Consider the following 23148-nt stretch of genomic DNA (forward strand, 5'->3'; position numbering starts at 1 on the left):
GCAATGAGGATCTCTAGTGAAGAATGGCAGATACGTCGGTACCCAGTTTGCGCTTATGGATTTCTGCCAACAGCAGTGCGATGAAATCTCGTTCGAGATTCAACTCAATCGCTTTATGGTAGGAATCCAACAACATCTCATCGGATAACATAGCCATTTCCCGCCACAACCTTTCCTTTTTTTTCCTCAAAACTATCATATCAGAGATTCATATAGAGAACAAGCGTTCTTGTTATCCACAACGATATGTGGAAATCCTGTGCATAGTTTGTTGATAAATGGAAAAAATATAGAGTAATCAACGTGTATAGTGTGGACAATATTTATGCACAGGGAGTTTGTACTACTGTCAGAACGTTTATCAGCGTATTTTTTTTGGAATAAATTCATAGTTTCAAGACTTGTTGCGAGTAAATTACCCGGTAATGTAAAATTTCAAACGGTTTTCATACCGTTTTCTTTTATATATTATCGGTTTTTCTTGAATTTTCTTGAGTTTTCCCATTCATTTTCTATTGGGGTCTGGTATTCACTTCCAGAATCCAGATCTTGCCTGAATAATCCAGTCCATAATCAAATCCAAGCTGACCTACACCAGGGAACTGACTTTCCATAATGTACGTACATGTCAGTGTAAGTGAACGCATTTCCCGGCGTTTGTGCCGACCGGATATATGTGGCAGGGATAAACCAAGAGCTCGCCTTCCTGATAACATGGTGCCACCCTTGCTCAGATTCGTCACACAGAGTCCGGGACGAGCGAGTCGTCCTACTAAGGAACGGAATACCCAGCCTCGTTGGGTTTTGACAACTTTGACTCTGTAATCAACAGGTCTCCCTTGAATTGTTGCCAGATGTATGCCTTGCTGGATCAAGTACTTGCGTCTAGCCTTTACACGCACCAGAGAGCGATACATCTGGCTGAAACTGGCGAAAGAACGGGTTGTTTTCATATGGGTGTATCGATAAGCCCCACCGCTGGCCGATACCCGGATAACACCGTAACCTCCGCCTCCTACAATAGGTTTGACATACACCATTCCATAACGACTGAGCATTTGCAGCAGATTACCCGAGTTGAATGCCTTGGTCTGTGGGATATGGACAGCAGCTACCGGATATTTCATCAGAGCCGCTGTCTTCCGCCATTTGCTTGCAAGTTGTCTCGACATGGGTTGATCTCCTTCCTTGAAACAATAGTCCTTCCTTATACATACTCAACAGAAGCCTTGCTTTCTTGGATGTCTGTCCACGGCAAAGGCCCCTTTTCCATGTAACCTGTCCCAGGGTGATGGCGGAAACGGGAACACGCGCCCGGTTTGCTTTTCAAACAAGTCAATCTGTCGTATGCTACTAAGGAATGGCTTGGAAGGGCTTAAATATGAGGATCTAAGGAGCGTTAAGAACAAATGGAAGCATTTTTCAAATCACTTTATGGCGTAGCCTATTTTGCAATGTCGATCGTTCTGGTAGCTGTTACGGTACTTCTCTTTGTCACAGGTATTCGACTGTTTATGCAAAAGCGTAATCGCGGTTTTGCCGTGAGTTGTCTTATATTTGCCTGTTTCATCGTCTTTATCATTGTTGTTATGTTAACTACGCCCTTCTCTGCCACACCGCCAGGTTCACCGGAAGCCATGGCTGCCCTTCTTCACTTCGGGTAGTTGAACCTCTGTAGAAGGAGATGCTTATGACACGTACTAATGAAACCTTAGGAATTATTGATATCGGCTCGAACTCCATTCGTCTGGTTATCTATGAACTGGACCAGGACGAAGCCTATCGCATCATTCATGAAGACAAATACGCCGCTCGTCTGAGCAGCGTTGTTGAGTCCGATGGAACCATTCTGCGCCATTCTCTGGATAAAGCCATCACCATCTTGAGTCAATTCAAAGCGACCTGTGAAGCGTACCAGACCAAACTGATTCGCGCAGCAGCTACCGCAGCTATTCGTAATGCAAGCAATGTCCTGGAGATTATTGAATGGCTGGAGACAGAGACGGGGCTTACCATTGAATGTGTATCGGGAGATCGGGAGGCCTATTATGGGTTCCTTGGTGTCACTCAATCCATTGATCTGGCAGACGGTTACGTCGTGGATATTGGAGGCGGCAGCACAGAGATCACGGTCTTTCGGGATCGGAAAAGGTTACATAGCATCTCCCTCCCTATTGGTGCAGTGAATTCACATGCCCGTTACGGGGGCGAAGATCAGTGGACTGAGGAGAATGCAAATGCATTATGCAACGAAGTCACCGCGGCTCTCCGTGGACAGGATTGGATTCGTGAGCATCCTGGTCTGCCACTCATCGGACTTGGCGGCACAATGCGTACACTCGCCAAAGTGGAACAGAAGCGTACCCAGTATTCTTTGCCTGTCAGCCATCATTATGAGATCAGTGAGGAAGCGATGGAGAACATCGCTCGCTCCTTGCCACATCTCACCTCGGCACAGCGCAAAAAGGTACCAGGGCTCGCCAAAGATCGCGCTGACATCATTGTGCCCGGCGTACTGATCCTGCGAACTGTCTTCCAGATAATACAGGGAGATCGTTATGTGGTTAGTGGCGCGGGTCTACGAGACGGGTTGTTGCGTGATTACATGGCTGGAGGTCAGCCGGTCGTTCCGGACGCGCTGAAAGACAGTATCCGCAACTTTATCCATTTTGGTCCGCCTATCCCAGAGAAACGTCTGCAACGGATTCATCAGGATACGGTTACCCTGTATACGGCATTACAAGGTACCCCTCCTGATCAAGCAGATGCCCGAATCCTGTATGCAGCCTCCATGCTGCACATGGCAGGTAAACAGATTAACTATTTCCGTTATACACAGCACTCGGCCTATTGGATTATGAATTCGAGCATTTATGGACTTTCTCATCGGGAGACCATTCTAAGTGCCAGTGCAGCTGATTATCATCCCAAAAAAAGAACGCCCCAGCTGCTGAATAAGCACCGGGACATTCTGAAAAACTCGGATGAGCGGCATGCTCATCGTTTAGGCTCTCTGCTGCGCGTAGCTGAAGCCATCAATCGATCCGAGAGCATCGCTGCGATCAAAGCAACAAAAGAAAACGACTCGCTGCAGGTGCAATTCACCTGTACAGCTGAGCCGTTACTGGAACTTGATGGCCTGGAAGAGGCCGTCAAGGATCTGAAGGAAGCCTGGGGAGTTACGTTAACGCACTCCATTCAGCAGGCTTCCAAGGGATAATACCCATGGCCTCCGTCTGACTTCTCAGCGGGGGCTTTTCATTTTCTACAAATACATAATTGCCACCAGGCATAAGTTGTCTCGCTTTGACATTATCCATAAGGGACAGATTAAGGATATCCACTAGCATCTTTTTCAGCTCTGGATCAAATACGGGACACATCAGTTCAATTCTTCGATTCAGGTTACGTGTCATCCAGTCTGCACTGGAGATGAATACATCGGGGTTGCCGCTATTTTCAAAATAAAACAACCGTGAATGCTCCAGAAAACGATCCACAATGCTAATGACCCGAATATTCTCACTGAGCCCCTCTACCCCCGGACGCAGACAACATACACCACGCACAATCAGATCGATCTGCACGCCAGCTTGAGAAGCCTCGTACAATTCATCAATCATTTCCTGATGGGATAAGGAGTTGATCTTGGCAATAATTCTGGAAGGTTTGCCTTTCAGTGCATGCTCTGTTTCTCTACGAATCAGTGCAAACAGCTCATCCTTCATACCATCCGGAGCTACGCGGAACGCCTGCAATGCCTTCGGACCGGAGTATCCGGTAATCTCATTGAACAATTCGGATGCATCTTCCCCAATAATCGGATTAGAGGTGAACAGTCCCACGTCCGTATACACTTTGGCTGTACTCTCATTATAGTTACCGGTTCCTACATGAACATAACGTCTCAGCCCCTGCTGTTCCCTGCGTACAACAAGAATTATTTTGGCATGGGTCTTCAGTCCAACCAGTCCATATACCACGTGACAACCGGCTTTCTCCAGCTTACGCGCCCAAGCAATGTTGCGCTCTTCATCAAACCGGGCTTTCAGTTCCACCACCACCGTGACCTGCTTACCACTCTCAGCGGCAAGTGCAAGTGCCGGAATAAGGCGTGAATCGCCATTGACCCGATATAAGGTCATCTTGATGGCCAGAACTCTTGGATCTTCTGAAGCCTCCAATATAAAATCAGTGACTGGTTCAAACGATTCGTACGGATGATGCACCAGTACATCGCGTTTGCGTAGCAGCTCAAAATGACTTTCTCTTGGCAGAAACTCAAGTGGGTAGACTGGCTTCACCGGACTGTATTTCAGATGTGAGAAACTTTCCAGACTGTCTACGAATCCCGCCAGAAAACTCAGATCAAGTGGTCCATCAATTTCATATACCGGGTCCTGAATATCAAATTCATCCTGCAGTTCCAATAAGGCATCCGGACGAAAATCCTTACAGACTTCCAGTCGTACAGGAGCCCCGCGGCGTCTGCGGCGCAATTCTTTTTCAATAGCCTCAAGCAGATCTTCCGCTTCTTCTTCATTAATAAACAGATCCGCATTACGGGTCACTCTGAATTCCTGTGCAGCAAGCGAGATATATCCGCTGAAGAGCGTATGGATATGATGTTTGATAAGGTCTTCAATCAGTATGAATGTTTTCTTTTTGCTATTCGCCCGAATTGGAGCCTGAACTACCCGCGGCAGATTGGAAGGCACCTGAACAATAGCCATAAACGGCTCGCCCTCTTGCTCCCCTTCCTTCTGTAACATCACGGACAGATAGACAGACTTGTTGTGTACCAGTGGAAACGGACGACTCTGGTCAATCGCCATCGGTGTGAGTACCGGAAAAATAATTTCATGAAAGTACTGGTCCATTGCGCGCTGCTGTGTCACATTAAGATCTGTATATTCCTGAATGTTCACGCCTTTCTTGGCGAGTAGACGAATGAGTTCACGATACGTTTTATACTGTTCGGCGACCATGGTCCCGGTTCGTTTGATCAATCTGCGGTACAATCCCGAAGGCGTGTATCCTGTAAAATCTTTTTGCGTGAATCCGGCCTTGATCTTCTCTTTTGTCTCCGCCACCCTTACACTGACAAACTCGTCCAGATTACTAGCGACAATGCCGAGAAATCTCATGCGTTCCAGCAGAGGCGTTGTTGGATCCTGGGCCTCCTGAAGTACGCGCCGATTAAATTCAACCCAACTCAAATCACGATTAACGTAGTTGCCTGTTTTGACGTCTCTATGCATGTATGGCCTCCGAATGTGTTGCATATCTATTCTTGGTTAGAAGTTCTCATATAATTGTACTATTCGTAATCAACATCAAGCGTCAGCGCAGTGTAAACGCTACGTAAAATTTATGTAAATGATACCTCATGGCCGCAACTTTTTCCATCCCTTTACAAAGGTCAATAGACAGAGTAAAGTGAAGTACAGTGTGATTTGGTCCGGTTGCTTGTTCTCATTCCAAATATAGTTGATTAAAGGAGTATATAATGAAATCCAACAAACCTAGAACGTTACAAAAAAATATAGAGTTTTTCACGGCTGCACTATCCCAATGTATGGTAAGCGCATGGCAGGAAGACCCGGCTGGTGTCTATTGCGAGGTCGGTTGTGGCATTGTGGAGCGGATCAGTGAAGACAGTGTGCGCATCCGAAACAATGACGGAACCAAGAGCCATTATGCACGAGATATCACGATGTTCCAGACTGAAAAATAATTTTTCGTAAATACGTAAAAAAGACTAGCTTTCCGAAACAAGGTGTTGTATACTCTTGCCACAAGGAAAGGAGGTGCGTCAACATTTCTAATGTCATGTTGAACGTGTCCCTTACCCGATCCACTAGCTCAAATTAAAAGAGTCTGGTGGAGGCGCGGGATACGGATCAATGTTTCAAAAAGCGCCACGGGTAGAAAAGCCGTCTTCGGACGGCTTTTTGTTTTCTCATTTTCTGTAGAGAGGTTGATAAAACACCCAAAATATTGGAAATGAACCCTTTAGTAGAGTAAACCAGGATGGCTATAATTAGGATGCAACTCAACCTAAATCCGAGGAGGCATCTTGTAATGTTCAAAAATGTAAGGGGTTTCAAGACATCCATCATGTTGGCTTTTGTTTTGTTATTCACCTCCATCATGTTGCCCGCAGGTCAGCATGCCAGCGCAGCACCAAGTTTCGCCAAAGGAGCCGACATCAGTTGGGTTCCCGGAATGGAAGCCCAAGGTTACAAATGGAAAGATAAAAACGGCGTACAGCGCGACATCATTGATATTTTGAAAAAAGACTATCAAATCAACTCCGTTCGCATTCGGGTATTCGTTAATCCTTCGAATGATTATGGGAACGGTTACATGAATAAGGATCGTGCGGCTGCACTCGCACAACGTGCCAAGAATGCTGGCATGAGTGTGATGCTTACCCTGCACTACAGCGATTCCTGGGCAGACCCTGGTCAGCAAACCAAACCTGCTGCCTGGAAAAACTATACGTTCCAACAGCTCATGGATGCGGTATGGAACCACACTCGTGAAGTTATGACGGCGATGCAAAGCAAAGGCGTTACCCCTGACTGGGTACAGATCGGTAATGAAACAAGCAACGGTATGTTATGGGAAGATGGCAAAGCATCCACCAACATGAAAAACTATGCGTGGCTGGTGAACACAGGCCATAACGCAGTGAAGTCCCTGAGCAGCGGCACCAAAACCATTGTGCATCTGGCAGGTGGAGATGATAACGCCCTCTATGTATGGAATATTGGTGGTCTGATTAACAACGGAGCTAACTTTGACATGATCGCCATGTCCCTCTATCCTTCAGCTTCCGGCTGGAACACCGCTGTGACAAATACGGTAAACAACGCCAAGGATATGATCAACCGTTATGGCAAAGAGATCATCATCTCCGAAATTGGCATGGACAATAACCAGGCTGCAGCTGGCAAAAGTTTTGTTGCCGCGATGAAAAACCAAATTCGCAATCTGCCAAATGGCAAAGGTAAAGGTGTATTCTACTGGGAGCCTCAGGCTACACCAGGTTATAACAGTGGATATGGTAAGGGCGCTTGGCAGTCGAATATGATGCCAACTGTTGTCATGGAAGGATTTATTGACTAGAACACGGAGAGGTTAGAAGTTTGGATGGGAGCAGTGGTGGCGTTCCGGTGGCGGATCGTTCTTATGATCGCTGTTGTATCCTAATTTCTTGAACAACTTTCAAAAGTTGAAATTAGGATACAAAGGCGAACGCTCCGCTTCTTCAGAATCGATTCCGCCCCCTCCACTGCGTTGCTGCTCCTTGAGACACTTCTAAAACCGTGTGTAGGCAAATGGATTAGGGTAATGAAGAGCGGAAGGCGCTGTTCCCGGTGGGAGTAGCGCCTTTTTTTACGTTGGAGCGAATGTACAGTTGAGGGTGCCATTTGGGTAGCGTGCAGGGCATTCCGGGGGCGCAACGTTCTTATGAGCAGGCTAAATGCAGAATGGTTTTTTCGCTTACATATGAATATAATAAAATAAAATCATGCAGAACATCGGTTAGCTTATTTTAAGAGCGGGGGAAAATAGATGAGTTTTTTAAAAGGGTTCGGTCAGTTAGCTGGGGAAGTTACCGGGAGAGTCTTGGGCGGCAGCGTGAGGGTTGTTGGTGAAATTGCGGGAAGCCCCTTTATCAAAGAAATCGGGAACGGCGTAGAGAAAGCCACAATTAATACAGGCAAAACCGTTGGACAACTGGCTAGCGGGACATATGATCTTGCCAGTGGTGCAATTCGAAAAGATGATACCGCCATAGACGCGGGGCTTGCCGATATTGGAGGTGCTGTAACCAATACTGCAAAAGGTGTAGCGATATCAGCAAAGTACGTATATAACAGCGGTAAAGATGTTGTTGTGGGCATGAAAGAGGAAGATAAGGACAGAGTGAAGCTTGGTGCCAAGAATCTTTTAGCTGCTGCTGCGGTAACAACACTCGCTGTCGGTGTCATCGATGCAGTTGATGGGGCTGAAGGTGTGGATACGTAGGGATTTGGATTAGATCACCAATAACATAACAACTGAAGAAATACAGCCTAGCAGGGCAACAAAAATATGGAGAAAACTAAATGAGATTTTTTCAAGAAAAATCCGTTGTTTCTTCTGAATAAAACACGAGTAGATGAACACCGTAACCACAACGGGCAGATATAAATGAAGATCCGGACCATCCGTGCTCGGTAATAGTTTATTAATATATCCACCTATCGTCTCGTTGACCATCATGAACCCATATATAATACCGATTATCGCTGAAACTGCAAACTGAAATAGTATCTGAACTACAGCCTTCTTTACAAAGAATGGATCACGTTTGCGGTAACGGTTATTAACCATCATATATCTGTCGCCTCCTCGTTTTTCTATTACTCTTTTTGGTTACTATTTTTGATTACTACTCCTGTATTTTACCATAACGTTGATCAGCCTTCCTTTTTAGTTTTTATCGACCTATCGCTCCCCCACAAACAAAGAATTGCCCTCTCCACCTCATTGGCAGAAAGGGCAATTATGTCGATACCAGATACCTCTGTTCAGCTTACCTTAGCGAGTCTCGTAGCACGTATCGATGCGGCAGCGTATACGATAAGCGCTGTCCAGATGAGTGCGAAACCAACGAGCAGAACTGGCGAGACCGTTTCCTTGAACACAAACACACTCAGGATCAGCATGATTGTTGGCCCAATATACTGCACAAAGCCGAGTGTGGACAACGACATTCGAGCAGCCGCCCGTGCAAAGAACAGCAGCGGCAGCGCCGTCACCACACCGGAAAGTAACAGTTCGAAGAACATCGGCGCAGGTAGCGTCCATGCCGTTGCTTTTCCTACAACAGCCAAGTAGATCCAGTAGCCAAGTGCGACGGGCAGAACTACAGCTGTCTCCGAAAATAAACCCACAGAAGCGTCTTGCTTAATCTTCTTCTTCGCCAGACCGTACAAGCCAAATGACACGGCCAGCGAGATCGCAACCCAAGGGAAACGTCCGTAGTCGATAGCGATGATAAGCACCGCGACACCAGCGATGGCAATCGCGAGCCATTGTCCACGGTTTGGCTTTTCATGAAGGAAGACAACCGCCAGCAACACATTTAGTAACGGGTTCAAATAATAGCCCAGACTTGTCTCAACGACATGACCGTTGTTAACCGCCCAAATGAAGATAAGCCAATTAATAGCAATTAGCAGTCCACTCGCGGTAAGGGATAACAGGGTCGAACGACTGGTCAGAATGCGCTTCATGTCACTCCAACGACGTTGGACGGCAACGAAAATCCCCATAAAGACAAATGACCAGACAACCCGGTGCGATAAAATCTCACCTGCCGGTACATTTTCAAACAACTTCCAATACAGCGGGAGAACTCCCCACATGATATACGCAATGATCGCGTTGATTAATCCACTATTCATAACTGTATCCCCTCTTATTGCTCTGATATCTCAACGGATTATACGCCTCGATCCTCGTTTAAGTAAAGGGGGTAATAGGTCATACAGGAATCCATGCCTAGTTCAAATGACTTTTTGTTTGAGCAAAAGCTACACGTTTAGCACTACCAAATTATGCTTTGCGCTTTTTCTTTCTTACTCTCATGATGAAGGTAAAGATCGCCGCAAATACGACTACACCTACGATAAACAAATCAATATCTTGCTCAAACATAAACCACATTTTGTGTTCTACGTTCACTTGTTGTTTTGGTGGATATCCTTCCCCGAATAGTTCAGTTGCTTGGTTCAAATGATTCATTTCGATGGTCAAACTGCACGGACTACTACTTAATTCACCATCCACTTCGCTAAAGTATATTAAGTATTTGTTACCTTCCTTGAAATCAAATCCCCATGTGAAGTTAGTTGCAATAATTAGTTGAGAGTCAACTTCAGTATTCCAACTCCTCTCAACTTCCACTAAAATATATCTAATTTTCTCTTTGGTCCCCGTAAATCCCTCTTGCTTCAAGTCGACCTTTACTTGCTTTACTTCACCATATACAGCTCCATCATATATTTCTAACTCTTCTTGGGGGCTTCCCGATTCAACACATGACAAAGCGTTAACATCTTGTGCATTTGAGATAAAGAACACGGTAGATATAAAAAAAATTAACGTGATTATACGAAGCTTCAGTTTTTCCACCTTCTTCTCATAATGTTAATTGGTACATCTTTATTGACCTGTTTAACAGGAAAAATGTTGCATTTTTCCTGGCCATTAGGTGAATGAATAAAGAAGCAACCAATCGGACACAATTGTTTGCTCCATTTGTCTTTATTAAGTTATTATTCAAGACTAATCTAAAAGAAATAAAACTAAGATATTTTTCTTACAGCAAACCATAACTCAACAAAATTCAGTCCATCTTTAACTCCAGTAATTTCAAATTCCATTCCGTCGACCTGTTCATATCCTGTAGTAGGAAGCCATTCAGAAAAGAATCGTCTATATAAGGTTTCAATGGTTGCATCGAATTTATCCCATGTAAAGGGATCAGAGGAAAAGATCGCCCACGTATGTGCTGGTATCGTTATACTTGTGTAACCATCGGGTTTACTTGTTTCACCTTTAAATACACCCAACATGTATGGGAAAGTATCTTCCCCAGTTTTTTTGTAGCTACACACAGCATGCACTTTATGATAATTCGAATTCAAAGAGTTTGGTAGATCACCGGCATTTGTAGCAAGTCTTTCAACCTCGCCATTTTCGTGGCTTTGCTTCCATAATTCTGCTGGTGTCTCTACCCCGTTTAATTGAAACACTTTCTCGATTCCAAATATTTCGAAAGATTCTTTTGTTTCGATACGATAGTTCATAGGCTCTTCCCCTTTAATTGAAATAAGGAAGGAAAGCCGAGGATAGGCTTTGAGGGCAGTCCCTTCTTCACGAGCCATCGCTGGATTAACACCATGCAACGATTGAAAAGCTCTTGCGAATGATACCGGTGATTCATACCCATACTTTATGGCAATATCAACAACTCTCCTATCACTATTCTGCAATTCAATTGCAGCGAGAGTCAGCCGTCTTCTTCGTATATATTCCGCAAGTGAAACATTGGTAATGAACGAGAACATTCTCTGAAACTGATGTGAAGAACAATAAGCACATTGAGCAATTTCCTTCAATTCGATCTCGCCGACTAAGTTCATTTCAATATAATCCAATGCCCGATTCATCCTCATAAGCCAATCCATCTCATCCCTCCTCTCAACCAAAGTATAGTTTCGTTAGGTTTTCGTATCGCAACTATTTGTGCGCAATTAAGTTTCGTACCCGTCGGAAAGATATATGTTGTAAATATCCTTTCCGTTAGCTTTGACTTTTTAAGTGCCGTATTTCCTTTCCCATTCTTCACTCCATTTTTGAAAACTTTTTCCCGTTACTTCTTCCAATTTTTTTCCATCCAACGAATATGGTGCCCCATCCATTGCTGTATTCGGGAAGGATGTTCCCCCTATAACTTTGCCTTCACAAAGTAATATTGAAACTTTGGATTTACTATCGTCAAACGTTCCCAGAGGATGGTTTGTTACTGTAAAGCTATATACCGATATTTCCATTCCGAAATACTGTTCGGGTTCTACTTTTTGAACCCCCCAGGTCTGTCTATATGGTATCGTTTCCGTTATCCCGTAGAGTAGTTTATCTTTGTTTAGAGTGTATTTCTGAACTTGACCATCGTACGAAGAAATTTTATAACCTTTTGCCTTAACATATTCTGTGGCAGTCTTTTGATCACCTGTAATCGTGAGTTCATCTGTACCCATCATCGTGACCTCGTTATTGCACCCAGCAATGATAAAAAAAACTAGCCCCATTACAATACGGATAGGTTTAAAATACATCAAGTTCCCTCCAATGTGCAGAAGTATATTCATCATTTTGACGATTCGTTCATTAACTAGTTGCGTTATTCTGCCATTACATAAACAAGGAAACAGCCAATTCCTTTGATCAGGAGTTTCCTTGTTTTATTGTCCTATTATTTGAATCACTTCTCTTTTTCAGTTCCCAATTGGATGTCTTCAAATGGTACGTATTTATTCAGTTCAACTTCTTTATATACGTGTACATAATTGACAGCAAAGGTTGGAAAAGGAGCCAATTCCTTAATTGTTAAGAGCTTCATTTCTTCTATCTCAGTCTCGTTCATACCCCAATAGGTTTGCCCCAAGGTTAAATGAGGATGATATTTATCCATTTCAAAGTAACGGTCTAAAAGTTCTTGTGATGGAGAAATCGCTTTTACCAAATTTCGATGTAACTCAATGATATTGCTCGTTTCAACACTAAGAAATGTAACAGCACTTCCAAACGATCCCGGTTCTGATAATGATAATTGAAAACTTGGCATTAAAGAGCATGTCTGTCTCACACTTTCTAACCAATGAAGATCAACGGTAAGACCACCCTGCGCTTTTACAGTGATATGAGGCTCGACTACATCATTAAGACGATTACTTGCCCAACGATCACGAAATGCCACAATCTTTTCTTTATAATCATCTGGAGGGGTAATTCCAATGAAGTATTTCATATTACCTTCACGTCCTTTACCAAACTAAATAAAGCTTAAAATCAAAAAGCAGCCGACCCTTTTGATCAACTGCCGAATGGTGTTCATTTCAGTAACGTTTCACTTTCCTCCAACATGAAACACACCGATTACGGTTTCACCATCCTTGTCATACAGTGGAATATCACGACCATCTGGTGATCTGCTGTTCTGTATCGCAATAGCTTCTTCAGGTGTTTTGGGTTGCTCGCCATCCATGTCTTTTTTCAGCAGATATCCGTCTGTACCATCCACACCAGTAGCCAAGATTAAATCAGGTTCCGTTTCTGGAGAAGTCGCATATGCGGCAGAACCATATGTCTGTCCATTCTTATTTTTCGGATAAAGAGAAGTAATGTGAAATTGATTCATCTTATTTTTAACGTTTGTATATTGGGATAACCCTGAACCACTCGATACACTAATCATAAAAACCGCAAAGATCAATAGTATAACTCCTTTGGAATACATCTTCACAACTGTTCACTCCCTTATACTTTTGAACTCGCAGCAATTCCAATGAAGAGATGATGGTTCTCACATAATCACATTTCCTTCCCATCTTTAGAATAATATAACATAGATTCAAAGGAGTAGTTGGAAGTTGAACAATAATCATCTAACCTGTCTAACGTTATTGCAGAACATCCCTCTTCGATAACATAAAAAAACGGACACTGATCTGTGGAGATCAGCGTCCGTTTGTATTTCCATATTATCATTTAAAAGTGTTACTTCACTTCGCCAACAACGGTAAAGCGCTCGTTTTTATGTTGTGGATTTTCGATCTCATCAACCAAAGCAATCGCATAGTCTGCATAGCTGATGTAGCTGTTGCCTTCGCTATTCACGAGAATAACGTCGTTGCCTGCTTGATATTTGCCGGTGCGTGCACCTTCTCGATTAAAGAATCCAGCCGGGCTCAGGAACGTCCATTGAATACCCGAAGATGCTTGCAGATCCTGCAAGTTTTGGCCTTGGTTCGTTGCAGTTGCTTTGTAAGCATCCGGGAATCCTGGGGATTCAAAGACACGCAATGTTTTGGACTCGTCTGTGAACAGGCTTCCTGCTCCACCCACCACGATCAGACGAGTGTTTGGTGCATCCTTCAGGATGTTGATCAACGCTTGTCCTACTTCCACATGCAGGTTTTCTTTACCCGCTGGGGCACCAAATGCATTTACAACCACATCAAACGCTTTAACATCTTCAGCTGTAAGATCAAATACATCTTTCTCCAGCGTATTCAGGCTTTTATCTTCCAATTTGGATGCATTACGAACGATTGCCGTTACTTTATGCCCTTTGTCTGCTGCTTCTTTCAAAATTACACTTCCTGCTTTGCCTGTTGCACCAATGATTGCAATGTTCATCATGATCTCTCCTTTAAATTATCGATATTGTTTATGTTTGAACTTTATATTGTAACTATAGTTGTTACAACTAAGTTTGTCAACCATGCACAATCAGTACACGCAAAAAAGCCCCTGATATCATGCCCGTGCAAAACGGATACAATTCAGAGGCTATCTATTAAAGGGATTGCAAACTGCTTATTTCAAAACAGAATCGGGAAACCGCTGTACAACTCAGTTTCTTAACAATCCTTATCAGGCACACCCGCGTCTTCCTTCGTACGGAAAGAAGATCCACAGCCACAAGTGGCTACCGCGTTCGGATTATGGATGGTGAACCCACCCGTCATACCGGACTCTTCAAAATCAATTTCGAGACCATCCAGATACTTCAGGTTTTCCTTCTCGACTACAACCTTCATACTCTGAATATCCATATACAGGTCCTCATCGGACTCTTTATCGTCAAAGCCCATGGCGTACGAAAATCCGGTGCAACCGCCCGGTGCTACGCCAAGACGCAGGAACATACCAGGTGTCTCTTGCTGTGCAAGCATCTCTTTCAATCTGTCAGCAGCCGTTTCGCTGATGTTAATCATGCCAGGTCACTCTCCTTTTTCATATAAAATCATGTTCAAAAAGGGCGCTTTTCAGTACCAAGAAGATGGGATGAAGATAGAAATGGAGTAGCGGAGCGTAGGCAAAACTACGTGAGCAACGGACATTTCGGCTGAATCCCATATTCGACGCTGAGATGCCGCTAGGCATCCTTCGTAATCAAAAGCGTACTTTTGAACAACCTTTCATTAACTCTTCTTTAAATTATACTCCACCCCGTCAAGGGTCTCAAGTCATGTTTGCCTCTTTCCGCGTTCCCCCTGAACTCCTTTTTCTTCCCAGTGTATTGAACCCCCGCGACACGAGGTTTATAATGAATAGGTGGTCGCACTGAAATGTCGATATTTTGCCATGACTTATTCAGGTGACGATCATATATAGAGTTGTAATTTTTTTCACATTTCGAGACTGTCCGCAGTCCCCAATGCATATAGAGTCACAAGACTCACTTTAATGAAAAAATTAGCTTTACGTACGCAGCACACGCTGCACCGGGTAAATAAGAGTTAGTCCATATAAGAAGGCGGCAGTTGACCGCATCTTTGCTATGTAGTTCTGTATACAGATCCTACACACAACTCAAATCCGGTTAAGAACAGGAGGAAACAGTATGTCTACATTGGTAACACCGTTCACAGACAAAAGAATGGCTGAAATCGTTGAGAAAGTGCAGAACGGCGTAAGGCTGAACGTAGAAGACGGCGTATATCTGTATGAAACAGATGATCTGCTAACTTTGGGCCAGCTGGCCAATGAGGCCAACTTGCGAAAGAATGGCAAGAAAGTATATTTCATCGAAAACATGAGTCTTTATTTTACAAACGTATGTGAAGCTCACTGCGCTTTTTGTAATTTCCGCAAAGACCAGGGTGAAGAAGGCTCCTATACATTATCCGGTCAGGAAATGATCGATTATGTAGAACAGCATATTCATCCGGGCGTACGTGAGTTCCATATCGTAGGCGGACATAACAACCATGTTCCTTTTCAGTATTATGTCGATTCCCTGCGTGCTTTAAACGAGAAATATCCGGATGTTACGCTTAAAGCCTACACGGCAGCCGAGATCGATTTCTTCACTCGCATCAGCGGACTCAGTATTAAGGAAGTTCTGCAGGAGCTGCAAAAAGCAGGTCTGAAAACATTGACTGGTGGCGGCGCTGAGATTCTGTCGGATGAATATCGCAAAAAAATGCGTGTAGACAAAGCGAACGTCGATCGTTATCTTGAGGTGCACCGTACTGCTCATAACCTGGGCATGCGTACCCATACAACGATGCTGTATGGATCGATTGAATCCTATGAGGACCGCGTCAACCATATGGTGCAGATCCGTGAATTGCAAGACGAGACCAACGGATTCATGGTCTTTATCCCACTTTCCATGCAGCCAAAAAGTAAAAACGCGAGCATTATGCGTCGTAACTCGGCTTATGAGGATCTCAAAACAATTGCGATCAGCCGTCTGATGCTGGATAACATCGATCATATCAAAGCATACTTCATTAACATCGGTCCACAGCTGGCTCAAGTTGCCCTTGGATTCGGTGCTTCGGATGCACACGGCACAATCGTTCGCGAACGGATTAGTCATGCGGCAGGTGCACTCACACCTGAAGGCCTTACACGTAAAGAGCTCATATGGCTCATTAAAGGTGCAGGACGTATTCCGGTAGAACGTGATACGTTCTACAATGAAATTCAAGTGTACGAATAGGATATAACTCCATTCACAACCAATATTGCACCAGCACCACTCCAGAACGCAGCTTTCATTATAGGGAGACGTTTGAATTCGAGTGGTGCAAACTGCTGATTAATATCTTCAATTTTCAATATCTACTTTTCAATTATTCAAATCATAACAAAAGGAGCAGCTATGTTATTGCATAGCTGCTCCACAGTTTACAGCCCCATTTCAGTGGGACTGATGCAGAAAGGAAGCCGAGTCATGAAAAATTTCGTCATTCTTGGAGGCGGTTATGGCGGCCTCACCATCATCAAGGAACTTCTGGAGGGTAAAATTCCATCCGATACACAAATTATTTTGGTGGACCGCAGCCCCTTTCAGGGATTAAAGACAGAATATTACGCACTCGCAGCAGGAACCGTATCTGATTATGACCTGCGTATCCAATTTCCAGTGAGCGATAAAGTCACTTACCGTTATGGAGAAGTTACTTCGATTGACCTGGAACAGCGTCAGATTGAATTTGAAGGCCAAGACCCGCTCGTGTACGACAAACTTGTCATTGGACTTGGTTGTACAGACCGTTTCCACAACACGCCAGGCGCCGAAGACTACAGCTGTACCATTCAGAGCTTTAGCAAAACACGCGAGACCTACCTGCGCCTTAATGAAGTCAAAGCCTATGGCAATGTGCATATCGTAGGTGGCGGATTAAGTGGTGTCGAGATAGCAGCCGAACTTCGTGAGAGCAGACCGGATCTGAACATCAGCATTTTGGATCGTGGTGAACGTGTATTATCTGCTTTCCCGCAACGTCTATCCGTGTATGTGCATGAATGGTTCAACGAACATCAGGTAGAGACACGCGGGCATATCGCCATTTCACGCGTTGAACCTAATGCCATCTATAACCGGGATGAACAGATTCTAACAGATGCTGTCGTATGGACTGCAGGCATTCAGCCTGTAAAAGTGGTACAGGATCTGGACGTAACCAAAGACCCTCAAGGACGTGTCGTCTTGAATGAATACTACCAAATCCCGGAATATACCGATGTGTACGTCGTTGGTGACTGTGCCAGTGTACCTTATGCACCTAGTGGTCAAGCTGCGGAAGTACAGGGTGAGCAGATCGCCCATATTCAGCATGCCCTCTGGAAAGGCGAAAAGCCCAATCCACATCCACTCAAGCTTCGTGGCACACTGGGTGCACTCGGCAAGAAGTCTGGGTTTGGGCTGATGGGCAAAACGTCCATGATGGGACGTGTACCTCGTATTTTGAAAAGTGGTGTGCTCTGGATGTCCAAGCGCCATCTCGGTTAGTCGAGATCGAGCTCGTCCCAGACATCGGCTTCGGCAATTTTGGCCAGAATGGCGTTATATAGATCTTCCACTTTGTCCGTGATGACAACTTCACCATTCACCAGTGCAAAAGGAGTCATAGAACATTGGCCGCAGTTGGTGAGGCAGCCGTATTCAATCACGTCATAGTCTGGATTTTCTTCCAGTTGATCCATGACTTCATCTGTGCCAAAATGCATATTATTGGCACAAAATTCAATAATCGGTCTCATATAGGTTCACCTGCTTTGTTTGACCATTTTAATTTGTGGCCATTTGTAATATAATATAGGGGAAAGGAGTTGAAAAAAATGAGCGAAAACGCACAAAGCACCATGTATGATGAAGTAATTGATGTGCTTGACAAACTTCGTCCGTTTCTGCAACGCGATGGCGGTGACGTGGAACTGGTCGACGTGGAAGACGGCATTATTAAGCTGAAACTGGTCGGTGCCTGCGGCAGTTGCCCAAGCTCCACCATTACCTTAAAAGCCGGGATTGAACGTGCCCTTCTCGAAGAAGTTGAGGGTGTACAAGAAGTCGTACAAGTATTCTAATCAATCCTTCACGAAATAAACCTCAAGAGCCTTTCGCTTCGCTTGAAGCGGAGGGCTCTTTTTTTGTGTGCATATGCAGAGTGTCCATTTCATCTGTCCCTTTTACCAGATTCCACGTACAATCCTTCAATTCACCTTTTAAGTATCCTCGCGCTGTATGGTCGGACGAATCGGATCAAGTCCTCCAGATACATCCATAATGTTACCTGTTATAAAATCGGAATGATCAAGGCACAGATACGTAATCACTCGTGCAATATCTTCACCGCTGCCTGGGCGCCCTCTTGGCGTTTCCTCGTCGGTGATGCCTGCCATTTCATCAATCGTTTTCTCTTTGTTCGCACCACGAATGTCACCTGGACATACCATGTTAACCGTAATTCCATACGGGGCTTCTTCAACCGCGAGTGTCTTTGTGAACGAAACCAGACCCACCTTGGCAGCCGCATATACGGCGCGATGAGGCCAAGATCTCGCTTCTCCAGCATGACTGAAGCCAAAATGGATAATGCGTCCCCATTGCTTGCGTCTCATCTCTGGCAATACACGCTGATCCAGTAACATCGGTCCCAACAGATTTCCCTGCACAAGCATCTGGACCTCAGCTTCAGAATAATCCGCAAATAATCGTCGTTCACGGACAAATGGACCTGCGTTATTCACCAAAATATCAATGCTGCCCAGGTTACCTTCCACCTGCTCAACCAATGAAGAGATATCTTCCACCTTGGATATATCAGCCTGGATGGCAATGCACCGCACACCCTTGGCTATAATCTGAGCCTTTAAAGCCTCAGCTTCTGTTCTGCTGTGTACATAGTTGAGGGCAATATGACACCCCTGATCTGCCAGACTGAGGGCCGTCATTTTACCAAGACCTTTGGCACTTCCCGTTATGAGGGCAACCTTTCCCTTCACGTTCATCCCCCTCTTCAAAGAGCAGTCACTATCCAGTATAAAAGATTTATCGTCCTCCTACAACTCGCTTATCCACAAGGGATTATCCACCTTTAATTCCAAATATATTTTGACTGAGCAAGCACCTGATGAGTACGATTGGATTACTGGACCAGCATCTGTCTCTCTGGACGGTAAGGCCACCCTGGAAGTCCCTGAAAGCCATTCCTATCTGGATAAGCCCAATACCCAACGCTCGATACTTAACAGTGATGGAAAGCCTAACGGGAATGAAATCGGAAGCCTAACCAGCAATAGTGAATTCGGCTCGTGGTATGTTGTGTTCGAATACGTGAAGACAGGTCATATCCATGATGACGATCAAAATTTGAGTGCCGAAGAACTGTTAAGCAGTTATATCCGAGGCACAGAAGAAGATAACAGAGAACTTGATCCTGAATATAGAACGTACATAACGGGGTGGGAGATCGAACCGACATATGACAGTACCAAACATCAGTTGGTTTACTCCCTCGGTTTTAAGAATGCTGATCAGCAAGCCATGGTCAATTACAATGTAAAACTCCTGACACGCGAAGGGTACATCACAGCCATTCTGGTTACCGATACGGCCAACTTTCAACAGAGCCGCCAGGTATTCGAGGAAACTGTCCTTAATCAACTTAGCATCAATGCAGGATATACCTACGAGGAGTACAATGCTTCGACTGACAAAAAACATCCACCATAGGGCTCAACAGTCTTCTGATGGGAGGGATCGGGTACACGGCTTCCCAGAAATTCAGTGCTCTTCTTTTGCTCAAAAAAGGATGGGCTTTGATCCTCGTTGTCGTCCTTGGGTTAATCGGTTGGATCAGATACAAAATCAAAAGCTCACACGGAGAAGAAGAGAAACTCTCTCCCTCCGAGAGGACGTACCTGCAAGAAGCCGATGAACAGCAGTATGCTGATCAGAATGAATTATCCTACTACCTCCAATCTGGGCATCCATCCAACGCGGAGAAACAAGATAAGCCCTAACCCTTCCCTTGTTGATCCCCACGTCAGCACAGATTAGGAAACATAAAATAAGCCGTATATCTCTTCAGAAGAGATATACGGCTTAATCTTAATAGCTTCACATCATATCATACATATCGTGAATTATTCAGTTGCAGGTTCAACTGCACCTTTATAACGTTCTTTGATGAATGTTTTTACTTCTTCGGAGTGCAAAGCAGCAGCCAGTTTTTTGATTGCATCTGCATCCTTGTTGTCCTCACGGGAAACGAGGATGTTTGCGTATGGGTTACCTTGCAGATCTTCGATCAGCAAAGCATCATTCGCCGGATTCAGGTTCGCTTCAAGCGCATAGTTAGCGTTGATAAATACCAGATCCGCTTCATCCAATTGACGAGGCATCATGGCTGCATCCAGCTCGATGATATCCAGGTTCTTCGGATTGGCTGTGATATCTTGAATCGTAGATGTAATATTTGTGTTGTCTTTCAGCGTAATGATACCTTCCTTCGCAAGTAGCAACAAAGCACGTCCACCATTGGATGGGTCATTTGGAATTGCTACTTTTGCGCCGTCTGCCAATTCATCCAAAGACTTAATCTTTTTGGAGTATCCACCAAAAGGTTCAACATGAACAGGTGTTACAGAAACGAGGTTGAATCCACGTTCTTTATTCTCTGTGTCCAGATATGGTTGGTGCTGGAAGAAGTTTGCATCCAATTTTTTGTCAGCAAGTTGCTGATTGGGTTGAACATAGTCGTTGAATGTAACGACTTGCAGACGGATACCTTGTGCTTCCAGTTCAGGCTTGATGCTTTCCAGAATCTCTGCGTGTGGTGTAGGTGAAGCTCCAACTTTCAATTCAACTGTACGAGGTGCACCTGCTGAATTGTCTGCGCCGCTATCGGCGTCCTTGTTGTTTCCGCAAGCTGCGAGAACCGCAATCAACATAAGACTAAGTAGAGCAAAAGACCATTTTTTCATGTGTAAAACCCCTTCTCTAATCATTTTGTCATGTGGCATCTGCATTAATGCATATCCATCATGTTATCTATGTGTTATTTCCTGGTGAAAAATGTAACCAAGCGATCTCCAGCCATCTGGAGAATTTGCACTAGAATGATCATCGACACTACGGATATGATCATAATTTCATTTTGATAACGGAAGTATCCATAGTTGATTGCCAGTGTTCCCAGACCTCCACCGCCAACCATGCCCGCCATCGCCGTATAGGAGACGAGCGTAACAATGGTGATCGTTATACCAGCAAGCAGTCCAGGCAGTGCCTCAGGCAGTAACACCCGTCTTACAATCTGTCCGGTCGATGCACCCATCGACTGTGCCGCTTCAATGACACCACGATCAACTTCTCGCAACGTCGTCTCCACCAAACGAGCAAAATAAGGAGCTGCTGAAATCACCAAAGGAGGTATAACGCCGAGCACCCCCGTAGCTGTACCGACGAGTATACGAGTGAATGGAATAAGAGCAACAATCAATATGATAAATGGGACTGAGCGCAAAATATTCACAATCAGGGATAGTATAGTGTACACTGCCCGTGACTTAATCGAAGCAGATCGGGCTGTCATGAATAGCAGTACTCCGAGCGGTAAACCTAAGATAACGGTAAACAAGCCTGATACACCCAAAATTTGCAGTGTCTCTATGGAAGCTTTACCAACCTCTTCCCAACGTACGGTTGAAAAATCCATCTAACGAAGCACCTCCACATCAAGTCCCTCAGCGGTTAATTCTGATATCGTCCGATCAATCGCATTTGAATCACCCTCGAACCGAACGGTCAGCTGCCCATAAGGAACCTGTTTGATCGTAGAGATTGTACCTTGCAGGATGGCAAAATCCACGCCTGTTTTACGTACCGTTCTAGACAAAATCGCTTCATACGTTTTGTTACCCAGAAAGGATATCTTCACAAGTTTGGAAGCAGCACCTGCCTGCAATTCAACGCCTGCATTTGCCAGAGCGGTCTCTTCCAGAGCAAGTCCAGCTTCATGGTCACGCATCATGAAGTCCCGCGTAATCGCATGCTGCGGCTTCAGGAACACGTCTGTTACAGGTCCTTGTTCCACAATGCCACCTTGATGAATGACAGCCACCTTGTCACAGATGTTCTGAATGACATGCATCTCATGTGTGATCAGCACAATCGTAAGGTTGTACTTTTCATTAATGTCGAGTAATAACTTAAGGATTGAATTTGTCGTCTGCGGATCAAGTGCCGAAGTTGCCTCATCACAGAGAAGAACATTTGGGTCACTTGCAAGTGCTCTCGCAATCCCTACACGTTGTTTTTGGCCACCCGATAATTGAGCCGGATATTTGCTGCTATGGTGCTCCAGACCAACCAGTGCGAGCATTTCCTTCACTTTGCGATCAATGGCTTCCTTGGGTGTATTCACAAGCTTTAGTGGAAAAGCTACATTGTCATATACCGTTGCCGAAGATAACAGATTAAAGTGTTGAAAAATCATCCCGATCTTGCGTCTCTGTTGCTGCAATTCGGTTTTGCTCAGTTCAGTCAGGTTGATTCCGTCGACCCATACCTCACCCTCCGTAGGCCGTTCCAGCAAATTAATGCAGCGAATCAATGTGCTTTTTCCAGCTCCGGAATGGCCAATCACACCGTAGATTTCACCCTTTTGGATGCTCAAATTCAGCTCGGATAACGCTGTTGTAGATTTTGCCCCTTTGCCGTACGTTTTCGTTAAACCTTTTAATTCAATCAATCGCACTTGCCCCTTTCCAAACACCTACATGTATCTTTACCCGATCTAAAGGAAAACTCCCCTTAAAGTACAAAAAAAGAGCCCTTTGCAGATACAAAGAGGGCTCTTCACGTGAAAGAATATACCTTCTCATCTGCCAAAATCGTGTCTTGCACCATTTTGTAGGAATTAGCACCTAACATCTATAACGAATGATACATGTATCATGTCATTACAAATCGGTTGCCGGGCTTCATCGGGCCTGTCCCTCCGCCGCTCTCGATAAGAAATATGTTGTTGTAGGATTTTATAAGTTCATGTAGTT

27 protein-coding genes and 1 riboswitch are annotated in these 23148 nt (G+C 44.6%); of the genes, 10 read left to right on the plus strand and 17 right to left on the minus strand.

The window, feature by feature from the left end; translation table 11 throughout:
- Positions 1-13 precede the first annotated feature (13 nt).
- Positions 14-157: a sporulation histidine kinase inhibitor Sda gene (locus tag MKY95_RS27480; protein WP_017692430.1), complete on the minus strand. Its 144-nt coding sequence runs from the start codon at positions 155-157 to the stop codon at positions 14-16.
- 355 nt (positions 158-512) lie between these two features.
- A complete protein-coding gene (locus tag MKY95_RS27485; protein ID WP_076253234.1) occupies positions 513-1172 on the minus strand; it encodes a YheC/YheD family protein in 660 nt (219 codons plus the stop codon).
- 237 nt (positions 1173-1409) lie between these two features.
- Here MKY95_RS27485 and MKY95_RS27490 point away from each other — a divergent pair, with 237 nt between their 5' ends.
- Both MKY95_RS27490 and MKY95_RS27495 read left to right on the plus strand, forming a co-directional pair.
- The gene (locus MKY95_RS27490) at positions 1410-1664 is read left to right on the plus strand and encodes a hypothetical protein (protein WP_017692428.1); all 255 of its coding nucleotides are present in this window, start codon (positions 1410-1412) and stop codon (positions 1662-1664) included.
- A 26-nt stretch (positions 1665-1690) separates the two neighbouring features.
- Positions 1691-3220, plus strand: a complete 1530-nt coding sequence (locus MKY95_RS27495; protein WP_339195401.1) for a Ppx/GppA phosphatase family protein — start codon at positions 1691-1693, stop codon at positions 3218-3220.
- On the opposite strand, the gene ppk1 is transcribed toward MKY95_RS27495, so the two are convergent.
- Positions 3180-5261 carry a polyphosphate kinase 1 gene (gene ppk1 / locus MKY95_RS27500; protein ID WP_036605760.1) on the minus strand — a complete coding sequence of 694 codons (2082 nt, stop codon included), beginning with the start codon at positions 5259-5261 and terminating at the stop codon, positions 3180-3182. The genes MKY95_RS27495 and ppk1 overlap by 41 nt on opposite strands.
- Positions 5262-5509: 248 nt before the next feature.
- Between ppk1 and MKY95_RS27505 the strand changes: the two genes are divergently transcribed.
- From MKY95_RS27505 to MKY95_RS27515, 3 genes are all read left to right on the plus strand, one after another.
- On the plus strand, positions 5510-5737 hold the full coding sequence (locus tag MKY95_RS27505) for a hypothetical protein (protein ID WP_017692425.1): 228 nt from the start codon (positions 5510-5512) through the stop codon (positions 5735-5737).
- A 383-nt stretch (positions 5738-6120) separates the two neighbouring features.
- On the plus strand, positions 6121-7134 hold the full coding sequence (locus MKY95_RS27510; protein ID WP_051446931.1) for a glycosyl hydrolase 53 family protein: 1014 nt from the start codon (positions 6121-6123) through the stop codon (positions 7132-7134).
- 450 nt (positions 7135-7584) lie between these two features.
- Positions 7585-8040 (plus strand): hypothetical protein, encoded by a 456-nt coding sequence (locus tag MKY95_RS27515; protein ID WP_339195404.1) that lies wholly within the window; start codon positions 7585-7587, stop codon positions 8038-8040.
- A gap of 9 nt (positions 8041-8049) precedes the next feature.
- Here MKY95_RS27515 and MKY95_RS27520 read toward each other — a convergent pair whose 3' ends face one another.
- The 9 genes from MKY95_RS27520 to MKY95_RS27560 all read right to left on the minus strand — a co-directional run bounded on the left by MKY95_RS27520 (position 8050) and on the right by MKY95_RS27560 (position 14567).
- Positions 8050-8391, minus strand: coding sequence for a hypothetical protein (locus MKY95_RS27520; RefSeq protein ID WP_339195407.1), 342 nt, complete (start codon positions 8389-8391; stop codon positions 8050-8052).
- A gap of 194 nt (positions 8392-8585) precedes the next feature.
- Positions 8586-9464, minus strand: a complete 879-nt coding sequence (rarD, locus tag MKY95_RS27525; RefSeq protein WP_036673338.1) for an EamA family transporter RarD — start codon at positions 9462-9464, stop codon at positions 8586-8588.
- A gap of 151 nt (positions 9465-9615) precedes the next feature.
- A complete protein-coding gene (locus tag MKY95_RS27530; protein ID WP_339195410.1) occupies positions 9616-10194 on the minus strand; it encodes a hypothetical protein in 579 nt (192 codons plus the stop codon).
- Between the two features lie 173 nt (positions 10195-10367).
- Positions 10368-11252, minus strand: a complete 885-nt coding sequence (locus MKY95_RS27535) for an AraC family transcriptional regulator (protein ID WP_339195412.1) — start codon at positions 11250-11252, stop codon at positions 10368-10370.
- Between the two features lie 129 nt (positions 11253-11381).
- Entirely contained in the window at positions 11382-11903 is a 522-nt protein-coding gene (locus MKY95_RS27540; RefSeq protein ID WP_339195415.1) for a hypothetical protein, read from the minus strand.
- 146 nt (positions 11904-12049) lie between these two features.
- Positions 12050-12595 (minus strand): 2'-5' RNA ligase family protein, encoded by a 546-nt coding sequence (locus MKY95_RS27545; protein WP_339195418.1) that lies wholly within the window; start codon positions 12593-12595, stop codon positions 12050-12052.
- 99 nt (positions 12596-12694) lie between these two features.
- Positions 12695-13042, minus strand: coding sequence for a hypothetical protein (locus MKY95_RS27550; RefSeq protein ID WP_288991239.1), 348 nt, complete (start codon positions 13040-13042; stop codon positions 12695-12697).
- A 302-nt stretch (positions 13043-13344) separates the two neighbouring features.
- Positions 13345-13986, minus strand: coding sequence for an NAD(P)-dependent oxidoreductase (locus tag MKY95_RS27555; protein WP_339200061.1), 642 nt, complete (start codon positions 13984-13986; stop codon positions 13345-13347).
- A 224-nt stretch (positions 13987-14210) separates the two neighbouring features.
- On the minus strand, positions 14211-14567 hold the full coding sequence (locus tag MKY95_RS27560; RefSeq protein WP_036605753.1) for an iron-sulfur cluster assembly accessory protein: 357 nt from the start codon (positions 14565-14567) through the stop codon (positions 14211-14213).
- Between the two features lie 629 nt (positions 14568-15196).
- On the opposite strand from MKY95_RS27560, the gene mqnE reads away from it, so the two are divergent.
- Together mqnE and MKY95_RS27570 are read left to right on the plus strand one after the other, a co-directional pair.
- The gene (gene mqnE / locus MKY95_RS27565) at positions 15197-16303 is read left to right on the plus strand and encodes an aminofutalosine synthase MqnE (RefSeq protein WP_047841294.1); all 1107 of its coding nucleotides are present in this window, start codon (positions 15197-15199) and stop codon (positions 16301-16303) included.
- 234 nt (positions 16304-16537) lie between these two features.
- The gene (locus MKY95_RS27570; RefSeq protein WP_036605751.1) at positions 16538-17599 is read left to right on the plus strand and encodes an NAD(P)/FAD-dependent oxidoreductase; all 1062 of its coding nucleotides are present in this window, start codon (positions 16538-16540) and stop codon (positions 17597-17599) included.
- Here MKY95_RS27570 and MKY95_RS27575 read toward each other — a convergent pair.
- Entirely contained in the window at positions 17596-17850 is a 255-nt protein-coding gene (locus MKY95_RS27575; protein WP_036605750.1) for a YuzB family protein, read from the minus strand. The genes MKY95_RS27570 and MKY95_RS27575 overlap by 4 nt on opposite strands.
- A gap of 78 nt (positions 17851-17928) precedes the next feature.
- Between MKY95_RS27575 and MKY95_RS27580 the strand changes: the two genes are divergently transcribed.
- A complete protein-coding gene (locus tag MKY95_RS27580) occupies positions 17929-18174 on the plus strand; it encodes a NifU family protein (RefSeq protein WP_017692412.1) in 246 nt (81 codons plus the stop codon).
- A gap of 138 nt (positions 18175-18312) precedes the next feature.
- Here MKY95_RS27580 and MKY95_RS27585 read toward each other — a convergent pair whose 3' ends face one another.
- A complete protein-coding gene (locus tag MKY95_RS27585) occupies positions 18313-19092 on the minus strand; it encodes an SDR family oxidoreductase (RefSeq protein WP_076319815.1) in 780 nt (259 codons plus the stop codon).
- Between the two features lie 109 nt (positions 19093-19201).
- Here MKY95_RS27585 and MKY95_RS27590 point away from each other — a divergent pair, with 109 nt between their 5' ends.
- Positions 19202-19822, plus strand: a complete 621-nt coding sequence (locus tag MKY95_RS27590) for a DUF2167 domain-containing protein (RefSeq protein ID WP_076319816.1) — start codon at positions 19202-19204, stop codon at positions 19820-19822.
- A 17-nt stretch (positions 19823-19839) separates the two neighbouring features.
- Positions 19840-20112, plus strand: coding sequence for a hypothetical protein (locus MKY95_RS27595; protein ID WP_076319817.1), 273 nt, complete (start codon positions 19840-19842; stop codon positions 20110-20112).
- 123 nt (positions 20113-20235) lie between these two features.
- Here MKY95_RS27595 and MKY95_RS27600 read toward each other — a convergent pair whose 3' ends face one another.
- The 3 genes from MKY95_RS27600 to MKY95_RS27610 form a co-directional block, all read right to left on the minus strand.
- Complete coding sequence (locus MKY95_RS27600) at positions 20236-21075, minus strand: MetQ/NlpA family ABC transporter substrate-binding protein (protein WP_076319818.1); 840 nt, start codon at positions 21073-21075, stop codon at positions 20236-20238.
- Positions 21076-21149: 74 nt separating this feature from the next.
- Complete coding sequence (locus tag MKY95_RS27605; RefSeq protein WP_036673326.1) at positions 21150-21809, minus strand: methionine ABC transporter permease; 660 nt, start codon at positions 21807-21809, stop codon at positions 21150-21152.
- Entirely contained in the window at positions 21810-22844 is a 1035-nt protein-coding gene (locus MKY95_RS27610; protein ID WP_036673323.1) for a methionine ABC transporter ATP-binding protein, read from the minus strand. It lies immediately after the preceding gene.
- A gap of 126 nt (positions 22845-22970) precedes the next feature.
- A riboswitch (SAM riboswitch) is annotated at positions 22971-23112 on the minus strand.
- Positions 23113-23148 lie beyond the last annotated feature (36 nt).

This window comes from Paenibacillus sp. FSL P4-0176 (assembly GCF_037975265.1).
Lineage (GTDB): Bacteria > Bacillota > Bacilli > Paenibacillales > Paenibacillaceae > Paenibacillus > Paenibacillus amylolyticus.